General features: G+C 67.9%; 15 protein-coding genes and 1 pseudogene. 10 read left to right on the top strand and 6 right to left on the bottom strand.

The window, feature by feature from the left end; genetic code table 11:
- The first annotated feature begins 1 nt into the window (after position 1).
- Positions 2-358 (top strand): DUF8021 domain-containing protein, encoded by a 357-nt coding sequence (locus PSS76_RS19960; RefSeq protein ID WP_041673805.1) that lies wholly within the window; start codon positions 2-4, stop codon positions 356-358.
- Between the two features lie 21 nt (positions 359-379).
- Here PSS76_RS19960 and PSS76_RS19955 read toward each other — a convergent pair whose 3' ends face one another.
- The 3 genes and pseudogenes from PSS76_RS19955 to PSS76_RS19945 all read right to left on the bottom strand — a co-directional run bounded on the left by PSS76_RS19955 (position 380) and on the right by PSS76_RS19945 (position 5,781).
- Positions 380-613 (bottom strand): DUF8691 family protein, encoded by a 234-nt coding sequence (locus tag PSS76_RS19955; RefSeq protein ID WP_005516015.1) that lies wholly within the window; start codon positions 611-613, stop codon positions 380-382.
- 96 nt (positions 614-709) lie between these two features.
- A complete protein-coding gene (locus PSS76_RS19950; protein ID WP_231849553.1) occupies positions 710-3,259 on the bottom strand; it encodes a winged helix-turn-helix domain-containing protein in 2,550 nt (849 codons plus the stop codon).
- Positions 3,260-3,435: 176 nt separating this feature from the next.
- Positions 3,436-5,781 (bottom strand): annotated as a pseudogene (locus tag PSS76_RS19945) (arylsulfatase).
- 118 nt (positions 5,782-5,899) lie between these two features.
- On the opposite strand from PSS76_RS19945, the gene PSS76_RS19940 reads away from it, so the two are divergent.
- The 3 genes from PSS76_RS19940 to PSS76_RS19930 are packed head-to-tail and all read left to right on the top strand — an operon-like array spanning position 5,900 to position 8,832.
- Positions 5,900-7,588 (top strand): SulP family inorganic anion transporter, encoded by a 1,689-nt coding sequence (locus PSS76_RS19940; protein WP_337456570.1) that lies wholly within the window; start codon positions 5,900-5,902, stop codon positions 7,586-7,588.
- Complete coding sequence (locus PSS76_RS19935; RefSeq protein ID WP_049909974.1) at positions 7,585-7,770, top strand: SulP family inorganic anion transporter; 186 nt, start codon at positions 7,585-7,587, stop codon at positions 7,768-7,770. Before PSS76_RS19940 ends, PSS76_RS19935 begins: the two co-directional genes overlap by 4 nt.
- A gap of 45 nt (positions 7,771-7,815) precedes the next feature.
- Positions 7,816-8,832: a GAP family protein gene (locus tag PSS76_RS19930; protein ID WP_236733802.1), complete on the top strand. Its 1,017-nt coding sequence runs from the start codon at positions 7,816-7,818 to the stop codon at positions 8,830-8,832.
- A 3-nt stretch (positions 8,833-8,835) separates the two neighbouring features.
- Here the strand turns inward: PSS76_RS19930 and PSS76_RS19925 are convergent, their stop codons facing one another.
- On the bottom strand, positions 8,836-10,032 hold the full coding sequence (locus tag PSS76_RS19925; RefSeq protein WP_337456569.1) for a low temperature requirement protein A: 1,197 nt from the start codon (positions 10,030-10,032) through the stop codon (positions 8,836-8,838).
- A 135-nt stretch (positions 10,033-10,167) separates the two neighbouring features.
- Here PSS76_RS19925 and PSS76_RS19920 point away from each other — a divergent pair, with 135 nt between their 5' ends.
- From PSS76_RS19920 to PSS76_RS19900, 5 genes are all read left to right on the top strand, one after another.
- Positions 10,168-11,433, top strand: coding sequence for an aspartate kinase (locus PSS76_RS19920; RefSeq protein WP_005515988.1), 1,266 nt, complete (start codon positions 10,168-10,170; stop codon positions 11,431-11,433).
- A gap of 5 nt (positions 11,434-11,438) precedes the next feature.
- On the top strand, positions 11,439-12,470 hold the full coding sequence (locus tag PSS76_RS19915; RefSeq protein WP_022593735.1) for an aspartate-semialdehyde dehydrogenase: 1,032 nt from the start codon (positions 11,439-11,441) through the stop codon (positions 12,468-12,470).
- 286 nt (positions 12,471-12,756) lie between these two features.
- Positions 12,757-14,559: a BCCT family transporter gene (locus PSS76_RS19910; RefSeq protein WP_175271454.1), complete on the top strand. Its 1,803-nt coding sequence runs from the start codon at positions 12,757-12,759 to the stop codon at positions 14,557-14,559.
- A gap of 171 nt (positions 14,560-14,730) precedes the next feature.
- A complete protein-coding gene (locus PSS76_RS19905; RefSeq protein ID WP_084968824.1) occupies positions 14,731-16,251 on the top strand; it encodes an acyl-CoA carboxylase subunit beta in 1,521 nt (506 codons plus the stop codon).
- Between the two features lie 41 nt (positions 16,252-16,292).
- Positions 16,293-16,658, top strand: a complete 366-nt coding sequence (locus tag PSS76_RS19900; protein ID WP_064058255.1) for a RidA family protein — start codon at positions 16,293-16,295, stop codon at positions 16,656-16,658.
- A 53-nt stretch (positions 16,659-16,711) separates the two neighbouring features.
- Here PSS76_RS19900 and PSS76_RS19895 read toward each other — a convergent pair whose 3' ends face one another.
- Entirely contained in the window at positions 16,712-17,179 is a 468-nt protein-coding gene (locus PSS76_RS19895) for a DUF6069 family protein (RefSeq protein ID WP_064076916.1), read from the bottom strand.
- A gap of 308 nt (positions 17,180-17,487) precedes the next feature.
- Here PSS76_RS19895 and PSS76_RS19890 point away from each other — a divergent pair, with 308 nt between their 5' ends.
- A complete protein-coding gene (locus PSS76_RS19890; RefSeq protein ID WP_049799394.1) occupies positions 17,488-18,156 on the top strand; it encodes a collagen binding domain-containing protein in 669 nt (222 codons plus the stop codon).
- Positions 18,157-18,237: 81 nt separating this feature from the next.
- On the opposite strand, the gene PSS76_RS19885 is transcribed toward PSS76_RS19890, so the two are convergent.
- Positions 18,238-18,819: a hypothetical protein gene (locus PSS76_RS19885; protein ID WP_044990407.1), complete on the bottom strand. Its 582-nt coding sequence runs from the start codon at positions 18,817-18,819 to the stop codon at positions 18,238-18,240.
- Positions 18,820-18,851: the final 32 nt, after the last annotated feature.

The following is an 18,851-nucleotide window of genomic DNA, read 5'->3' as shown; positions in this document are numbered from 1 at the left end:
CATGACAGCACAGCTCGACGCGGCCCGTACCTACGTGGCCGCCCTGCTCAGCCACGACGGCGACTCCGTGCCCTACGCCCCCGGCGCAGTGCGCTACGAGGTGGGCCTGAAGACCGGGTTCTCGGGAAATCACTTGCGCCGCAGCCTTTCGCGGGGACCCCAGTTCCGGATGATCCGGGCGATCCGCGACGAGAGTTACCGGGTCGAGGGCGACCGGGTGATTGCCGACTACCTCATCGACGCCGGCCTGTTCGGCCGGACGCTGGTCACTGCGCGTGTTCACGAGACGTTCCTCATTCCTGCCGACGACCCCCGCATCCACCGGATCGAGGCGAAGATCGGACTGGTCGGAAGGTAGCGGCGCCGCACCGGAGGCGAGTCAGTCCGGGAGCCGCCGCATCTCGACCAGGGTGAGGCCGAGGGCGTCGAAGCGCGCGAGCATGCCGCGCAGTTCGGTGGGGCTGCGGACCGGACCGTACAGAGTTGTGTGGGCGTGCGCCGTCTCCGAGACCTGAAGCTCGGGGAAGGCTGCGAGGACCCGATCGGACAGTTCGCCGCCGACGAGGAACGCGTATCGCACGGTGGCGGGCCAGGCCGGGTCGGATGTGGCCATGACGTCTCCCCTCAGTCGATCGCGTGCCCACGTGATCTGTCGAGGATGCCGCCCGTGGGTGGAACGTGCCTCACCCGTCGATGGTGAATCAGGATTTCACAGCAACCCGTGGGTGTGCGCGGCCGTGACGGCGTCCCGCCGGGTGGTGACCCCCAGCTTGCGGTAGATGCCGCGCAGATGGGTCTTGACGGTGTTCACCGACACGCACAGGTCCGCCGCGATCTCCTCGGCAGTACGCCACGTGGGCAGCTCCGCGAGTAGTTGCAGCTCGCGCCTGGTGAGCTTCTCTGCGGTAGCCACCACGGTCCGCGGCAGCGACGCCCAGACTTCGTCCGCGAACCGGTCCCGGGATCCGAAGCGTCCGCGACTGGCGGTGAGTAGCTCCAGACTCGCTGGAGCCATGTCGTGGAACGGCCGCAGCACACGCTCGGGCTCGGCGAGGCGCAGCGCCTCGCCCAGCGCGTCGTGCGCCCGGGCCTCGTGCGCGCGACGGCGAGCGATTTCGGCCTCGACGAGCCACGCCGTGACAGTGTTCGTCGCTGCGACGCAGGTTGTTTCGCCGTCGAGTACCGGTTGCAGGATGGTCCGCGCCCGCTCCAGTTGATTACTGCACAGGTGCAGGACGGCCTCGAGAATGCACACGTCGCCGACCGGCCCCAGTGCCGACGACGCATTGGTGACCAGTTCGCGAGCCCAGGTCGTCTCCCCGATGTGCAGGTACGCGAACTGGATCGACGGCAGGCACACCGCGACCAGCCCCGGAGGATGCGGAGCGGGACGTCCCGCCGTCGTAGCGGCGTGCAGCGTCGCCACCGCGGCGCGGTGGTCCGGCGCAGTGTCGATGCCGAACAGGGCTGCGGCAACGGCGCTGGCCGTGGGCAACGGAGAGTCGGCGTCGACAGTCGTCGTCGCCAGTTCGACGGCCCGAGAGGTGTCGTTGCGGAGATAGTGGCACAGCGCCTCGAGCATGGTCGCGGATCGGTTGCCCGCGGAGGGGGAGGCGTCGGCAGCGGTCGACGCCGCACGGCTCTCGACGGCCAGGCTGTGCGCGTCGCCGAGTAGACCCCTCGCGACCGCGACCACGCCCAGACCCGCGGACGCCTGGGCTGCAAGTCTCGCGGTGTCGAGTTCGCGGGCGTGCGCCCGAGCACGGCCCAGATTCTCGACGGCGCGGTCGAGGTATCCGAGATGCAGGTCGCGGAACCCACTGTGCAGGGCAGCGAATGCATCGAGGAGAAGATCACCCGAAGGCGTCGCGGGCTCGGTCCGATATGTGAGCAGTGTGTCGGAATCGCCGGTGCGTACCGCGAGTTGGAGGCGCAATGCCCGCTCGAGAAGTGCAGTGCGCGTGTTGTTTCCGTCGTCGCGCAAGTGTAGTTCGGTCCCTCCCAGGAGTCCGTCGGCGAGTGTCGGATGGCCGGCGTGCAGGTACGCCGCCGCGCGCACCAGGCCGGCGATGGGGCTGCTCCGGATCGGAGGAGGACTTGCCGCGAGCAGGCGCTCGATGGTCTCCCCGTGGCCGTCCAGGACCAGCGCGAGGCCGGATTCGGACAGTACGTCCTCGACGTCGGACGGATCGCCCGCGGTCACGCTGTGTTCGAGGGAGAGCAGCGCGTCGCCGAACCGGGCGTACCAGCGCGCGGTCACGTGCTCGAGTTCGGCCACGGCGCGGCGGCCGAGCAGGCTGATCTCCGCACGAAGATAGCTGCGCAGCAGCGGGTGGTAGCGGAAGTGGGTGGGGACGCCCTCGATCCGGCTGATCAGGAAGTTCCGGTGCTCGAGCAGGTCTATTACGGCATGGGCGTCGGCGCATCCGGTGAGTTCCTCGGCCAGGGCGGCGGAGAACGTCTCGGGAACCGACGTCTTGACGAGGAATTGTCGGATCTCGTCGCTCTGTCCTGCCAGGACCTGCTCGATCAGGTAGTCGGCCACCGCCCGGCGGCACCCACTGAAGTTCTCGATGAGGGTGCTCGGGGCGGGGTGGCCCGCCAGCGACATGCCGGCCAGTCGGATTCCGGCCGCCCAACCCTCGGTGCGCTCCATCAGGGCTGCGAGGTCGTGGTCGTCGAGTTCCACGTCGTGCTCGGCGAGTATGGCCGTGGCCTCGTCGGGAGTGAAGGCGAGGTCGCCGAACGTCACGTCGAGAACCCGGCCGTCGAGCCGCAGCTTCTGGAAGGCGAGCGGTGGTTCGAACCTGCAGCACACCACGACCCGCAGCCGTTCGGGTGGCGCCCGAAGCAGCATTTCCAGCTGGGTCAGCGCGTTCCGCTCGTGGAGCAGGTGTGCGTCGTCGACGACGAGCCAGACCGGCTCGTCCACGCCGTCGAGTGCGGATTCGAGCGTGAAGTCCTGTGCACGAGCATGATCCACCGCGTTCTCACAGTTTTCACGCAGGCGGGGGTGACCCGCGCCGGCCAAAGCGCGAGCCAGTTCCGTGCGGAGGGCATGCGGTGCGTTGTGTTCCTCGTCGACCGAGGCCCACGCGACGACAGGGGCGCCGGCTTCTTCGCGGGTCCGATGCGCCCAGTCCGCGAGAAACGTCGTCTTTCCCGAACCCGCTGGCGCACAGACCAGTACGACGGACATGGTGTCGTTCGGATCGGCGAAGGCCGAACGGAGCGCCTCGAACAGGCGGGGACGGGACACGACACGGTCACTGCGTAACACCGGAATCTCGGTGCTCGCAGCGAAACTCCCGCCCTGCGCGATAGACACCCGACATGCCTCCCACATAAACGAGTAATCATCCGGGACAAATGGACGAACCGCCTGCAGCGGGGAAAGTCTAACCCGCGCAGGCGGTTCGTGTCGGCTGTATCGCGTCAGTCGCGCGCCATGGCCGCTTGCATGTGCTTCTCGACATCGATGTACGCGTCGTCGGCGATATCGAATACCACCTTTGCTATTTCGCCTCCCCGGAACTCGAAACGCGGCTCCGGGTAAGCGCTCGAGACCGGGTCCGCACTGTCGTATCCGATGCACAGGCCCTCACCGCACAGCGAGAAGTGTCCCAGCACCGTGCGGATCTTCTGCTCGCCCACCTGCTTGTCGTCGATGTACAACCGCAGCGGGCCGATGCCCTCACGGTTGGGGCCCATGCCCTCCTTCGTGAACTCCACCCCGATGACGTGCTTGCCCGACGTGGGGACGGGCGCCGAGATGCGGTCCTCCGGCGGGATGCCGAGGAAGTTGTACGCGTACGTGACGGTCCCGTCCTTGACGAACAGGCAGTGCCCACCGAATCGTGAGCCGTGCGCGAAGATCACGCCCTGGGTGTCGGGAGTGAGGTCGACCTCGGCCAGAATCTTGTACGACACGCCGTGTACGTTGGCCGCGGACCGTTCCGGCACTTCACTGGTTCCCGGGTAGTAGACGTACTGACCGCTCGGTGGCACCGGCTGATGGAACTCCATCCCGATGAACGTTTCGAAGTCCTTCGGATTGCCGATGACCTGCAGGTCGTTGAGCGGCAGGACCTTGTTGGCCTTCGCCTCCTCCATCCACAGCGCCTTCAACTCCTCGAGCTTCTCGGGATGCTGTGCCGCCAGGTCGTGCGCTTCGGCGCGGTCGACGTCCGCGTGGTACAGCTCCCAGACGTCGTCGTCGAAGTTGCCGATTCCCGAAACCGGGCCGTGCACCGAGACGGCCTTCCAGCCCCGATGCCACAGACCTCGCTGGCCGAACATCTCGTAGTACTGCGTCTGCTTCGCCGTCGGCCCGTCCGCGGGCGCGTCGAACGAGTACCTCATCGACACGCCGGACAGCGGGGTCTGTTCCACGCCGTTGTACGTCTCCGGCACAGTGACGCCACAGGCCTCGAGGATCGTCGGCACGATGTCCGTCGAGTGGTGGTACTGGTGCCGTATCTCACCCCGAGCCTTCATCCCCGCCGGCCAGTGGATGACCAGGGGGTCGCAGACACCACCCTGGTAGGTGTACCGCTTGAACATCTTGTACGGCGTCGAGAAGGCCGCCGCCCACCCGGTGGGGTAGTGGTTGTAGGTGTCCGGGCTCCCGAGCTTGTCGACCATCGTGAGGTTCTGGGCCTCGTCGTCGGGGTAGCCGCCGAAGATCTTGCCCTCGTTCACCGAACCGTTGGGGCTGCCCTCACCGGACGCCCCGTTGTCGGCGCAGTAGATGATGAGGGTGTTGTCGAGCTGACCGGACTCCTCGAGGTAGTCGACGATGCGGCCGACCTGCGCGTCGGTGTACTCGGAGAAGCCGGCGAAAACCTCCGCCATGCGGCTGAACATGTGCTTCTCGTCGTCGTTCAGGTCGTCCCACGGGCGTACCTCGTCCGTGGGGGAGAACGTGCCGTCCGGCATCGGGTTCAGTGCCGTCAGGTCGGTGTCCGCGGGGAGGACGCCGCGCTCGATCATGGGGGCGAGGACCCACTCGCGGTAGGCCTCGTAGCCGTCGTCGAACATGCCCTCGCACCTGGCGATGTACTCCTGCGGAGCGTGGTGCGGGGCGTGATTCGCGCCGGGGCAGAACCACAGGTACCAGGGCTTCTCCGGCTCGGTCTGCTTGACGTCGCGAATCATCTTCAGTGCCTGGTCTGCCAGGTCCTTCGACAGGTGGTAGCCCTCCTCGGGGGTGTAGGGCTGCTCGATGTAGCGGTTGTCCTCGGCGAGGGACGGGTACCAGTTGTTGGTCTCACCGCCTATGAATCCGTAGAAGCGGTCGTAGCCCTGCGCGAGCGGCCAGTTCTTCTTGGACGCGCCCGCGGTCCACTCGTCGATCGGGACGTTGTGGTTCTTGCCGACCCAGAACGTCGCCCATCCGGCGTCGCGCAACAGATTCGCCATCGTGACGTTCGACGGTGGGATGTGCGAGTTGTATCCGGGGAAGCCGGTGGACGATTCGGAAATCGACGCGAAACCGTTGAGATGGTGATTTCGTCCGGTCAGGAACGTCGAGCGCGTCGGCGAACACAACGCGGTGGTGTGCCACTGGGTGTACGTCAGGCCGTTCTCGGCGAGGCGGTCCATCGTCGGCATCGAGATGCGTCCCCCGTACGGGGTTCACGCTGCCATCCCGGTGTCGTCGTACAGCACGACGCGAACGTTGGGGGCGCCCTGCGGCGCCTTGTCCGGGAGAAAGGCGTCCCAGTCCGAGACCGAATCCCGTACGTCCAGGTTGATGGTGCCGTCGAATTCCTTGGCCATTCCCCATCCTCCGTTCCCTGCGCGAAGCGTGACGACCTCATCGTCGGAATCTGCGACCGTCCGCGCTTCACCCACCGCGTGTGAAGAACGGCGGGCCGGAACCGGACACGATGGCGACGTGACGCCCCCGACCCGGAACTGGCCTGTGTTCACCTCGCTGCAGCACTATCGGCGAGGCTGGATCAGGCCGGACGTGGTGGCGGGACTGACGGTGTGGGCCGTGCTCGTCCCCGAGGCGCTCGCCTACGCGTCGATCGCCGGTGTACCACCCTTCGTCGGTCTCTACGCTGCCGTTCCTTCCTTGATTCTCTATGCGGCCGTGGGTAGTTCACGATATCTCGTCGTGGGGCCGATGTCGGCGACCGCGGCGCTGTCGGCGGCGATCGTTACGCCGCTGGCCGGCGCGGACGGCGGCAGGTACATCGCGCTGTCGGCCGTCCTGGCGATTGCGACCGGCCTGGTCGGCCTGCTCGCCGGCTTGATCCGGCTGGGCTTCGTCGCCTCCTTCATCTCCGAACCGGTGCTCAAGGGATTCATCGTCGGCCTGGCGCTCACGATCGTGATCGGCCAGGTGCCCAAGCTCTTCGGGGTCGAGAAGTCCGGCGGCAACTTCTTCGAACAGGCGGGGGGCGTCATCACCCGACTCGGGGACACCCAGTGGCGCACCCTCCTCATCGGTGTCCTCAGCCTGGCGGTGGTGCTCGGTTTCAAGCGCTGGCTACCTCTCGTGCCCGGCTCCCTGCTCGCCGTACTGGTGGGAATCGGGGCCGTGTCCCTGCTCGGCCTCGACGACCAGGACGTCGACATCGTCGGTCACATCGACGCCGGCCTGCCGGCCGTGGGCCTGCCGGACGGTATCGGGTTCGACGACTACGTCGACCTGCTCGGTCCGGCGGTGGGCGTGCTGCTGATCGGGTTCGCGGAAGGCCTCGGGGCCGCCAAGACGTACGCGGCGAAGGCCGGCTACGAGGTGGACGCCAACCGTGAACTCCTCGGTCTGGGCGCATCCAACGTGGGCGCCGGGCTGGCGTCGGGCATGGTGGTCAACGGCAGCCTCTCCAAGACTGCCGTCAACGGTGGTGCCGGAGCGAAGTCGCAGGTGAGCGGCCTCGTGGTGTCGGTGCTGACGATCCTGACCTTGCTGTTCCTCACCGGACTGTTCGAGAAGCTACCCGAGGCGACTCTCGCGGCCGTCGTGATCGCGGCCGTGATCGAACTCGTCGACATTGCCGCACTGCGCCGGCTGTACGGGGTGTGGACGGCGCGCCTGGGCCGGATCTACGGCCACGCGGCCAGGGCGGACTTCGCGGCGGCGATCGCGGCGATGGCCGGAGTGCTGTTCTTCGACACCCTGCCCGGACTGGTGATCGGCATCGGGGTGTCGATGCTGCTCCTGCTGTACCGCGCCTCCCGGCCGCACGTCGCGCGCCTCGCCAAGCTGGGCACCCTGTGGGTCGACACGGAGAGGCACCCGGAGTTGCCGACCCGCCCCGACGTGCTCGTCGTGCGTGTGGAGGCCGGACTGTTCTTCGCGAACTGCGATCACGTCAAGGACCGGATCGAGGACCTGTGCACCGAGCGGACGCGTTTGGTGGTGCTGGACGCCGAGACATCGCCCTACGTGGACGTCACCGCCGCCGAGATGCTGGTGCAGCTGCGTAACACCCTGTCGCAGAGGGGGATCGACCTCCGGGTCGCCAGGGACATCGGCCAGTTCCGTGACACGCTCCGGCGAAGTGGCTCGGTCGGCGTCTACGCGACCGTCGCCGACGCGCTGGCCGACAGCGCAGTGGGCGAGAGCCCGTGACGGCAACTCGGGAGACGGTGCTCGCGCCCACGCTCGTCGGTTATCGGAGGACGTGGCTCCGCGCGGACCTCGTCGCGGGCCTCAGCGCCGGCGCGGTGGTGATCCCGCAGGCCATGGCGTACGCGACGATCGCCGACATGCCGGTGCAGATCGGCCTCTACACCTGCTTGGTGCCGCCCTGATGACGCTGACGCTGATGGTCGGTCTGATCCTCAGTCGCAGCTCGCGTGCTGCGACTGGGCGCGATCATCGAGAACATCAGCGAGGCAACGATGTCCGGAATCAAGGCCGGAGTCGGGTCGACCGTCGCGGCGAGTCAGCTGCCGAAACTGCTCGGGGTACCCGGTGATCCGGATGCCACCGGCTTCTTCCACGTGCTGAACGGGGTGCTGCGGCAGGTCGGCGACGCCAACGGTGCGACGGTGGTGCTGTCGATCGTGTCCGTCGCGGCGCTGCTCGCGATGGGGCGGCTGGTGCCGCGCGTTCCGGGTCCGCTCATCGTGGTGGCGGCCGGTATCGCGCTGATCGCTTTCACTGGCCTCCGTGATCGAGGTGTCGCGCTCATTGCCGAAGTTCCACAAGGGATCCCGCTTCCTGGGGTACCCTCACTGCACGATGTCGTGGATCTCCTGCCGGGGGCGCTGGCGATCTCGGTGATGGCGTTCCTGGAAACCGTCGCGGTGGCACGAGGGGTGCGACGGCCCACGGAACCTCAGAACGACAGTGGTCGCGTACACCGCGATCGGCGGCGCGGCATTGCTCGGGGGCGCGACCCACGACACGTCGCGCTCCGGAGACGTCAGTCACTGGGCGGGTCTGGCGTCGGTCTGATCTTCGTCGCCTTCGTTGTGGGACAACTGGTCCGGCGACGGTCGCCGTCGGACATCGGGCCGGAATGGATGCAGCAACTCTCCAACGCGAAGCCGCGCGGAGCGTTCATCATGGGCGCCGCCCTGTCGATCGTGAACCCGAATCTGGCCATCATGATCTCCGGAACTACCGTGATCGCCGCCGCCGACACCACGCCCGGGACGGCGGTTTTCGGGACGGTGCTTCTACTCCTCGCGGCGGGCCTCGACTTCCTCGTCCCGATCGGCGTCTACCTGGCGTTCGGAGACCGTGCGAAGAGCGCGCTCTCCGCGGTCAAGGAGTGGATGATCGCGCACGAGCGGCCGCTCACGCTCACTGTCTTCTTCGGTTTCGGCGCGTTGTTCGTGGTGCGGAACGTGGTGGCGCTGATCTGACGCTCAGGCTCGGATGGTGCGTCGACTCTCCGCGAACGCGCGCGTCTCGTAGGCGATGAGGAGTAGCAGCACCGCGGTGAGGATGCCGAGCGTGACGAGGGCCGGTAGGTGCCACACCACCGGGATCAGCGCCACCAGGACGACGACGGTGACGGTCCGCGGAACGCTGAACGCGCCCACCCCGTACAGCTTGAAGACGACCAGCGCCGCGAGGTACAGCGCTGCACCGCCGAACAGGGCCACGAGCGGCCAGCCCTGCAGCGGGTCGGTGAGCCGGTGGTGGTTGCCGTCGCCGACGTAGTAGAGGATCTTCTTGAGCCCGAGGGAGAGCATCACGACGCCGATCACCATCGGCAGGTGGGCGTAGCTGTAGCAACGCTGCGCGATCTGGATGCGGCGTCGGCCTCGAGCCTCCTCGAACGCGTGCTCGACCATCAGCGACATCACGTCGAAGTACGCCCACCACAGCAGTGACGACACCGCGAGCCCGAGCAGTGACGCGACGATGATCGCCCAGGTGATCGGCAGGGTCGCCACGCCGATGCCGATCGAGACGATCGACTCGCCCAGCGCGATGATGACGAACAGGCCGTGGCGTTCCGCGAAGTGGCTCACCGAACGCAGCCGCCAGTCGAGCCCGCCGACGAGCGTGCCCAAATAGTCGCCGGCCAGCGCGAGGAACCACAACACCGTCTGCCACGGTCCCGTGACCTGCGACGCGATCAGCAGGAACGTCGTGCCGGTCAGCATCGACGGCACGAACCGTTTGACCTGCCCGCGCAGCTGCGCATCGTCCTTGCTGATCACCAGGAACACCAGGATGTGCAGCAGGCGGACCGCGAAGTAGCCGAGCGCGAAGACCATCGGGCCGTCGAGTCCGCCGGGCAGGTCGTCGAAGGCCTCCGGAATGGTGAGCGCGACGACGAACACCGCCGACATCGCCGCGAGCATGACCAGGCGGACGACGCCCTCGTCGGCACGCACGAGATTGGCCACCCAGGAGTAGCCGACCCAGCTCCACCACAGGACCGCCATCACGAGGATGCCGTGCAGGAAATTGATGCCTGTGGGATCGTCGGCCATGAGATCGGTGACTCTGGTGATCGCGAAGACGAACACCAGGTCGAAGAAGAGCTCGAGAGGTGAGACGGATGCGCGCTCCTCGGTGGGGCGCGTGGTCAAGCGGCGGGTGATGTCCACGGCGGCGATGCTGCCACCTGTCCGCGGCAGTCGTCGTGCGAACGCTTGGTGAGGACGCCCTGCACTGACGCGGACACCCCTCGGTAAGCTCGACAACTGGACTGCATCAATCCATCTAACCGGAGGTACACACGCGTGGCTCTCGTCGTCCAGAAGTACGGGGGATCCTCGGTCGCGAGCGCCGAGCGCATCCGACGCGTCGCTGAACGGATCGTCGAGACCAAGAAGGCGGGCAACGACGTCGTCGTGGTCGTCTCGGCGATGGGCGACACCACCGACGAGCTGCTCGATCTGGCGCAGCAGGTGTGCCCGGTGCCGCCGGCCCGCGAGATGGACATGCTACTCACCTCGGGTGAGCGCATCTCGAACGCACTCGTCGCGATGGCGATCCACTCGCTCGGCGCGCAGGCCCGGTCCTTCACCGGTTCGCAGGCCGGCGTCATCACGACCGGCAGCCACGGCAACGCCAAGATCATCGACGTCACGCCGGGCCGTGTCCGTGCCGCGCTCGACGAGGGTTCGATCGTGCTGGTCGCCGGATTCCAGGGCGTCAGCCAGGACAGCAAGGACGTCACCACCCTCGGCCGTGGTGGTTCGGACACCACCGCCGTCGCGTTGGCCGCGGCGCTGAAGGCCGACGTCTGCGAGATCTACACCGACGTCGACGGTGTCTTCACCGCCGACCCGCGCATCGTCCCCGACGCCCAGCGCCTCGACACCGTCTCCTTCGAGGAGATGCTCGAGATGGCCGCCTGCGGTGCCAAGGTGCTCATGCTGCGCTGCGTCGAGTACGCCCGCCGCTACAACGTGCCCGTGCACGTCCGCTCGTCATACACGACCAAGCCCGGAACGATCGTGTCCGGATCGATGGAGGACATCCCCGTGGAAGAAGCCCTGATCACCGGTGTCGCACACGACCGCGGCGAGGCCAAGGTCACCGTCGTCGGCCTGCCCGATACGCCGGGTCACGCCGCCAAGGTCTTCCGCGCCATCGCCGAGGCCGAGATCAACATCGACATGGTTCTGCAGAACATCTCCAAGGTCGAGACCGGCAAGACCGACATCACCTTCACGCTGCCCAAGGCGGACGGCCCGCGCGCCGTGGAGAAGCTGACGGCCCTGCAGTCGGAGATCGATTTCACGCAGATCCTGTTCGACGACCTCATCGGCAAGGTGTCGCTCGTCGGCGCCGGGATGAAGAGCCACCCGGGCGTCACCGCCAAGTTCTGCGAGGCCCTCGCCGAGGCGGACGTCAACATCGACCTCATCTCGACGTCGGAGATCCGCATCTCGGTGCTGGTCAAGGACACCGATCTGGACGACGCCGTGCGCGCCATCCACGCAGCTTTCGACCTCGGCGGCGAGGAAGCGGCCGTCGTACACGCAGGAACGGGACGGTAATTCGAATGACCACCATTGCTGTCGTCGGTGCCACCGGGCAGGTCGGCATCGTCATGCGCACCCTACTCGAGGAGCGGAACTTCCCGGCCGACAAGGTCCGGTTCTTCGCCTCCGCTCGTTCGGCCGGTAAGAAGCTGCCGTTCCGCGGCGAGGAGATCGTGGTCGAGGACGTCGCCGCGACGTCCGACGAGGATCTGAAGGGCATCGACATCGCGCTGTTCTCGGCCGGTGCGACGCTGTCCCGGGCACAGGCCCCGCGCTTCGCCGCGGCCGGTGCGATCGTCGTCGACAACTCGTCGGCGTGGCGCAAGGACCCCGAGGTCCCCCTCGTCGTCAGCGAGGTGAACCCGGAAGCGCTGCAGAACCCGCCGAAGGGCATCATCGCCAACCCGAACTGCACCACGATGGCCGCGATGCCGGTCCTCAAGGTGCTGCACGACGAGGCCGGCCTGCAGCGCCTGATCGTCAGCAGCTACCAGGCGGTCTCGGGCAGTGGCATCGCCGGTGTCGAGGAGCTCGTCGGCCAGGTGCGCGCCGTCGCCGACGACGCCGAGAAGCTGGTGCACTCCGGTGCGGCCGCCGACTTCCCCGCGCCGGACAAGTACGTCGCCCCCATCGCGTTCAACGTGGTGCCGCTCGCCGGTGCGCTCGTCGACGACGGTAGCGGCGAGACCGACGAGGACCAGAAGCTCCGCAACGAGAGCCGCAAGATCCTCGGCCTGCCGGACCTGCTGGTGTCGGGTACGTGCGTGCGCGTCCCGGTCGTCACCGGTCACTCGCTGGCGATCAACGCCGAGTTCGAGCGTCCGCTGTCGGTGGAGCGCGCCGAGGAACTGCTCGCCGGCGCCCCCGGTGTCGAGCTGGTGGACGTGCCGACCCCGCTCGCGGCCGCCGGCGGCGACGTGTCCCTCGTCGGCCGGATCCGTCAGGACCCGGGTGCACCCGAGGGCCGCGGCCTGGCGCTGTTCGTCTCGGGTGACAACCTGCGAAAGGGCGCTGCGCTCAACACTATTCAGATCGCCGAGCTGCTCGTCTAGCTCGCCCGGTCCCTTCCTGCGTGCGCGCTCGCACCGGCCTTCCGGCCGGGACGGGCGCGCACGCGGCGTCTCGGCACCCGGACGGGCGGGGACGCGATCCGGCTCTCGGTTTGCCGACGATTGTTCGAATCGTCACTGACGTGGAACGAAATCGCAGGTCGGAACGATCGCGTGGGACCGGTGCCCAGCACCTTGCCGTCATCTGTGTTTGCCTCGGTGACAAAGTTCGCCGAGGCCGCCGACTCGTGTGCAGGCCCGGCTCGACGCACACGCTGAAGGGACCGACGTGGCAGCGATACGAGAAGCCTGGCGAGGGTTGAAGAAGCCGGTGTTCGTGCCGGCCTCCCTGGTGATTTTCGCGATGATCGCCTTCGCGGTCGTCTACTCGGGCACCGCGAGCGACGCGTTCGGCAGCCTGAACACCGCCATCACCGACGGCGTCGGATGGTGGTACGTGCTGGCGGCGACCGGATTCGTGCTGTTCGCCCTCTACTGCGGGCTCTCCCGGATCGGCAACATCCGGCTCGGTGACGACGACGAGAAGCCCGAGTTCGGCATGCTGTCGTGGTTCGCGATGCTGTTCAGCGCCGGCATGGGAATCGGTCTCGTCTTCTACGGGGTCGCCGAACCGCTCTCGCACTATGTCGATCCGCCCGAGGCGGGGCGTGTTCCCGGCTCCACCGATGCGGCCGCCAACCAAGCGATGGAACTGACGCTGTTCCATTGGGGTCTGCACGCGTGGGCGATCTACGTGGTGGTCGGCCTCGGCCTGGCCTACATGACCTACCGCAAGGGGCGGCCGCTGTCGATCCGCTGGCTGCTCGAGCCGCTGCTGGGACGCAAGCGCGTCGAGGGGCCGATCGGGCACGCCATCGACGCGATCGCGATCGTGGGCACCCTGTTCGGTGTCGCGACGTCGCTGGGCTTCGGGGTGCAGCAGATCTCGGCAGGCCTCGAGTATCTGGGCTGGGTCGATCCCGACAACTGGTTCGTCGTCGGGCTCATCGTGATCGTCACCGGACTTGCCACCTTCTCGGTCGTCACCGGCGTGACCAAGGGGCTGCGGTGGCTCTCGAACATCAACATGGTCCTCGCCGCCGGCCTGGCGTTGTTCGTCCTGCTGCTCGGTCCGACGCTGTTCCTGCTGCAGTCGTGGGTGCAGAACCTCGGCGGCTACACCCAGGCCTTCCCGAAGATGATGCTTCGCACGTCACCGTTCGCGGACGACGGGTGGGCCGGAACCTGGACGATCTTCTACTGGGGCTGGTGGATGAGCTGGGCGCCGTTCGTCGGCATGTTCATCGCCCGCATCTCGCGGGGCCGCACCGTCCGCGAATTCGTCTTCGGCGTCCTGCTGGCGCCGACACTGATCGGGTCCCTGTGGTTCACGGTGTTCGGCGACTCGGGGATCCTCCGCCAGCGCAACGACGGCGACATGCTCGCGGCCGACGGCTCGGTCGACACCAACACCACGCTGTTCCATCTCCTCGACGGCCTGCCGTTGGGGACGATCACCAGTGTGCTGGCGATCGCCGTGGTCGTGTTCTTCTTCGTCACGTCCGCCGACTCGGGCTCGCTGGTCATCGACATCCTCGCCACCGGTGGGGATCTCGAGACCCCGAAGGTGACCCGCGTGTACTGGTCGGTGCTGGAAGGCGTCGCGGCCGCGGTGCTGCTGCTGGTCGGGGGCGCCGGATCGTTGACCGCCCTGCAGACCGCCTCGATCGCCACCGCGGTGCCGTTCTCGATCGTCATGGTGCTCGCGTGTGTGTCGATGCTCAAGGCGTTCCGCTACGAATTGGCCACCACTCCAAGGTATCTGCGGGTGTCGACTCGCGCCGGTGCGGACGGTGAGCACGTGCTCGCGGCGCCGAACGCGGACGGTGCGTCCCGTCGTCGGCCCGCCGGGGTGTCCGCGACGCTCGCCGGGTTGCCGCGGTCGTCCCGGGCCGGCGCGGGACCGGCGCCCGAACAGCATTTCGTCGTCGCGGTCCACGAACTGCCGTCGCACGCCGTCGAAGTGGACCCCGACACCGGTCGCCTGCACCACGCGGAGGCCGACGCCGTGCGGGACCCGCTGCCGCAGTGAGTGCCGCCGCGTGCGCTCGCGCGGCGGCGCCCGGCGTAGCCCCTCGGGGGTTGGTCGTCCGCCGTTTCCGGTGAGTGGGGGCGTCTGTTGCAGGCCCCCGCGTTCCTTCGTACATTCACCTCGCCGGTCGTCGACGTGACCCGGCTCACTCGGTGTCGAGGAGGGTCGAGGGTGAATGCGGGAAACGGCGCCGACTGGGCGCCGCTGCTCGAGCAACTGGCCGAGCGGAGGGCGGCGGCCCGGGCGATGGGCGGCGCCGACAAACTCGCGCGGTACCGGGCGACGGGGCGCCTCGACGCCCGCAGCCGTGTCGCCGGTCTGGTGGATCCGGAATCCTTCGTCGAGTTGGGGCCGCTCACTGGTGATCCCGCGATTCCCGCGGACGCATTCGTCGCCGGGTCCGGGACGATCGACGGGCGTCCGGTGATGGTGGGCGCCGAGGACTTCACCGTCGCCGGCGGGTCGATCGGCACCGCGGCCGCATCCAAGCGCACTCGAGCCGCGCAGCTCGCGCTGCGCAACCGGACGCCGCTCGTGATGATGCTCGAGGGTGCCGGCCATCGCGCCACCAACGCGCTCGAGCGGAACCGTCCCGCGCCCAACGACCTTCAGGCGATGGCCGATCTGTCGGGGCTGGTGCCCACCGTGGCGATCGTGACGGGTCCGTCGGCCGGACACGGCGCGCTCGCTGCGCCGCTCTCGGATTTCGTGATCATGGTCGGTGGGCACGGCGCGCTGTTCACCGCGGGCCCGCCACTGGTCGCCGCTTCCACCGGCGAGCAGATCGACAAACAGACGCTCGGCGGTCCGCAGGTCGCGATCGACACGTCGGGTGTGGCGCACAACCTCGCGGAGTCCGACGACGCCGCGCTGGCGCTGGCCCGCCGGTACCTGTCGTATTTCCCGAGCAGCGCGTGGCAGCGGCCACCGTGGGTGGGGCCGGACGGCGGCAACCACGACGTGGGGGAGCGGGCTCTACCGGAACTGCTCGACCTGGTCCCGGTCAACCAGAAGCGACCCTACGACATGCGGGTGATGCTCACGGCCGTCGCGGACGCGGGCACCGTCACCGAGATCCAGCCGACGTACGGGACGTCGATCATCACCGCGCTGGTGCGCATCGGTGGGCATGCCGTCGCGGTCGTCGCGAACCAGCCGACGGTGACGGCGGGCGCGGTGACGGTGGCGGCCGCGGACAAGGCGGCGGCCTTCCTTCAACTCGTGGGCGCCTTCCACCTGCCGGTGCTGTTCCTCGCCGACAACCCGGGTGTGATGGCGGGCAGCGCATCCGAGAAGGCCGGGATCCTCAAGGCGAGTGCTCGCATGTTCGCCGCGCAGCACCGGTTGCGGACACCGAAGTTCCACGTGACGGTACGCAAAGCGTTCGGGTTCGGCAGTTCGGTGATGGGCGCCAATCCCTACGACAACCAGACGATGACGCTCGCCTTCCCCGCGGTCACGCTCGGTGGCATCCCCGCCGACGTCGGTGGACGCACCGCGAAGGAGGACGACGACACCCGCCGGGCTCTCGTCGAGAACGAGGCGTCAGGGCCGTGGGCGTTGGCGCAAACGCTGTTCTACGACGACGTGATCGACCCGAGGGAGTTGCGGAACATCCTGCTCCGCGGCCTGGACGGGGCCGTCCGGGGCGGCGCGGCCGAACCGGTGGCACACCACGGCTACCTGCGCTGACCTCGAATCCTGCGCTGACCTCGAAACGAAAGGAACACGACATGTCGACGAATTGGGAAGAAGAGTACGGCTATTCGAATGCCGTGCGCAGCGGAGACCTGCTGTTCTGCTCCGGCCAGGTCGGGCTCGAGGCGGACGGCAGTGCGCCGGCCGATCCGGAGCGGCAGTACGACCTCGCGTTCGCGACGCTCGCGAAGCTGCTCGCCGAACACGGCGCCCGGCCGTCGGATCTGGTGGAACTCACGAGTTTCCACGTGGACTTCCCCCAACACATGACGGAGTTCATGGCGGCGAAGGCACGCTTCCAGAACGGTGCCCGACCCGCCTGGACCGCGGTGGGCGTCACGGCCCTCGGGATGCCGGGCATCTTGGTGGAGATCAAGGCGACGGCCCGGATCGGGACTTAGCTCGACGATCAGTCGATCCCCCGCCCGCCGCGGGGCGCAGGTTGCCGTCCCGGTCAGGGACGCGCGGTGAACGTGCTCTGCGCGGACGCCGCGACCCCCGACAGTAGCGACACGATCGCGATGCCGACTACGAGGTAGATGGCACCGCTCGCGATCTGCGACTTGGCGGTGGCGTCGACGCTGAACGGCCACAACGCGAAGGCGGCTGTCGCCAGGATGCCGATCCACGTGAAGAAGGTGGAGGCGCGTGGCGTCGAGATCAGCAGCAGGTGCAGCAGTCCGGTGGCGATCAGGGCCGCGATCGCGGCGTAGACCGCCACCGTGGTGACCTGTGAGTCCCACGGCGTGTGCGGCGGCGAGATCACAGGGGTATCGATGGGGCCGCGTACGGCCAGCACCCCCACCACTCCGGCCAGCGCCGCGACGATCGCAGTCGCGACCCCGCCCGCCCAGAGTCGTTTCCAGTTGACTGCCGTGCGGGTGACGCGAACCGTCGATTCCGTGCTCGTCGAGTGGCTCATCGAGTGCTCCTTACGGATCTCGAACCGGATGTGCCGTGCTGTTCAGGCTATGCCGGGAGCCGCGGTTCGCGGGCGGGCTCGGGGAGAATCGTGGCCGGACCGAACCGAACGTTGCCGACGGGTGAAATCGGAGGGTGAAATCTGTCCGGTTCGAGAGTTTGGGTGGGATCGAAAATCATTGCCTCTCTTGGCCGGATCCCGTTGACCCGACAGTCGTGACCCGTGCAAACTTTCGCAGCGGCGCGAACGACGGGGACGCGCTTGTCACCGTGGGTGGCATCGTTTCGATCGAATCGAGAACAGTGAACATGAAGCGCATCGCTCTGGCCTCCCTCGCGCTCGGCGTGGGCCTGGTTGCGGCTCTTCCGGGAATCGCGTCGGCGCGGTCGGACGACTCGGTCGCGGGAACGTTGGTCAACACCTGTGACCCGATGGGGAACGCCGGAGGCATCTGGGTCGAGCTGTGGGACGACTCGGGCCGAATCGATTCGGTGACCACCGACGCCGAAGGGGACTATGCCTTCGTCGACCGGGCGCCCGGCAACTATGTCGTCAAGCCGTACATCGGTGCGGGCTGCGGTGCCTTCCCGGGAACCCGGGCGGTGGACACCACCAACGGACCGGTCTACGACGTCGATTTCCGTGTCACCACGGTTCACGACATCACCGGAGCCGTGACAGGGTGCCCGCAGCCCGAGGGAGTGGGCGCGCCCGGAGTGACGGTGAACGTGAGCGACGACAGCGGCCTTCTCGCGACGACCGAGACCGACGACTTCGGCTTCTACTTCTTCCAGTGGCTCGAGGCGAAGACGGATTACACCGTCGAGGTGGTCGCGCCGGCCGGCTGCGGGGCCGACGACCCGACCCGCTCGGTCGATCTGGATCTGGGCGATGCGAATCGTGTCGACTTCCAGCTCGTGCCGCAGTACACGGGCTCCTTCCAGAGCGTCTTCTCCGGATTCGCATTCGGCAGCTGACCACCGGACTCCCTGGGGAGGGAAACGGCGCCGACACCCGATCGGGTGTCGGCGCCGCCCAGGGAAGCGCGAAAGGCTGCGTTACTGAGCCGGGGCCGTGGAGCCGAGGGGCAGACCCGCGAGCAGATCGCCGAGATCGGCGGGGAGCAGATCCTGGAGGCTACCCAGGTCGAGGTCGGCCGGCAGCAGGCCCTGCAGGCTGCCGAGGTCGACGCTGCCGAGCAGGCCGCCGACGGGCACGATCTGCGGGTCGCCCACGGCGGGCAGTTCCGGGTTGGTCAGCGAGATGCACTCGCCCACAACCGCGTACACGCCGTCCTGGAGATCGGTCGTGAACGTGTCCTCGGCGCCCGCGCCGACCCGCTCGGCCACATCCGTCTGCCACGCCAGGAAGCCCGGTTCCGTGATCTTGCTCGGATCCGCTTGCAGCGCAGGAAGCTTGGTGGCGTCGAGGGCGAAGGCGCCGCAGCTGGTGGTGGGATCTTCGTTGGTGTTCGCCACGGTGACCGAAAGCGTGTTGCCGTCGACGCCGGTCGTCACCGTCGGGCTGGCCAGCTCGACCGGTTCGGCCGAGGCCAGGGCGGGTGCCGCGAGCGCTGCCGCGGCGACGATCGCAGCCCCGCCGAACGCGTGACCGAGAGTCTTCCGATTACGCAACTGCATGTTCATCCCCTTCCAAATGTGAACCATCGGAA

Source organism: Prescottella sp. D32 (assembly GCF_037287305.1).
GTDB lineage: Bacteria > Actinomycetota > Actinomycetes > Mycobacteriales > Mycobacteriaceae > Prescottella > Prescottella equi.
This window is presented reverse-complemented; position numbering and strand designations above follow the sequence as displayed.

Excerpts from the sequence above, each read along its gene's own strand:
- PSS76_RS19960 (WP_041673805.1), top strand. The coding sequence starts at position 2 with ATGACAGCACAGCTCGACGCGGCCCGTACCTACGTGGCCGCCCTGCTC.
- PSS76_RS19955 (WP_005516015.1), bottom strand. The coding sequence starts at position 613 with ATGGCCACATCCGACCCGGCCTGGCCCGCCACCGTGCGATACGCGTTC.
- PSS76_RS19895 (WP_064076916.1), bottom strand. The coding sequence starts at position 17,179 with ATGAGCCACTCGACGAGCACGGAATCGACGGTTCGCGTCACCCGCACG.
- PSS76_RS19885 (WP_044990407.1), bottom strand. The coding sequence starts at position 18,819 with ATGCAGTTGCGTAATCGGAAGACTCTCGGTCACGCGTTCGGCGGGGCT.
- PSS76_RS19900 (WP_064058255.1), top strand. The coding sequence starts at position 16,293 with ATGTCGACGAATTGGGAAGAAGAGTACGGCTATTCGAATGCCGTGCGC.
- PSS76_RS19890 (WP_049799394.1), top strand. The coding sequence starts at position 17,488 with ATGAAGCGCATCGCTCTGGCCTCCCTCGCGCTCGGCGTGGGCCTGGTT.
- PSS76_RS19915 (WP_022593735.1), top strand. The coding sequence starts at position 11,439 with ATGACCACCATTGCTGTCGTCGGTGCCACCGGGCAGGTCGGCATCGTC.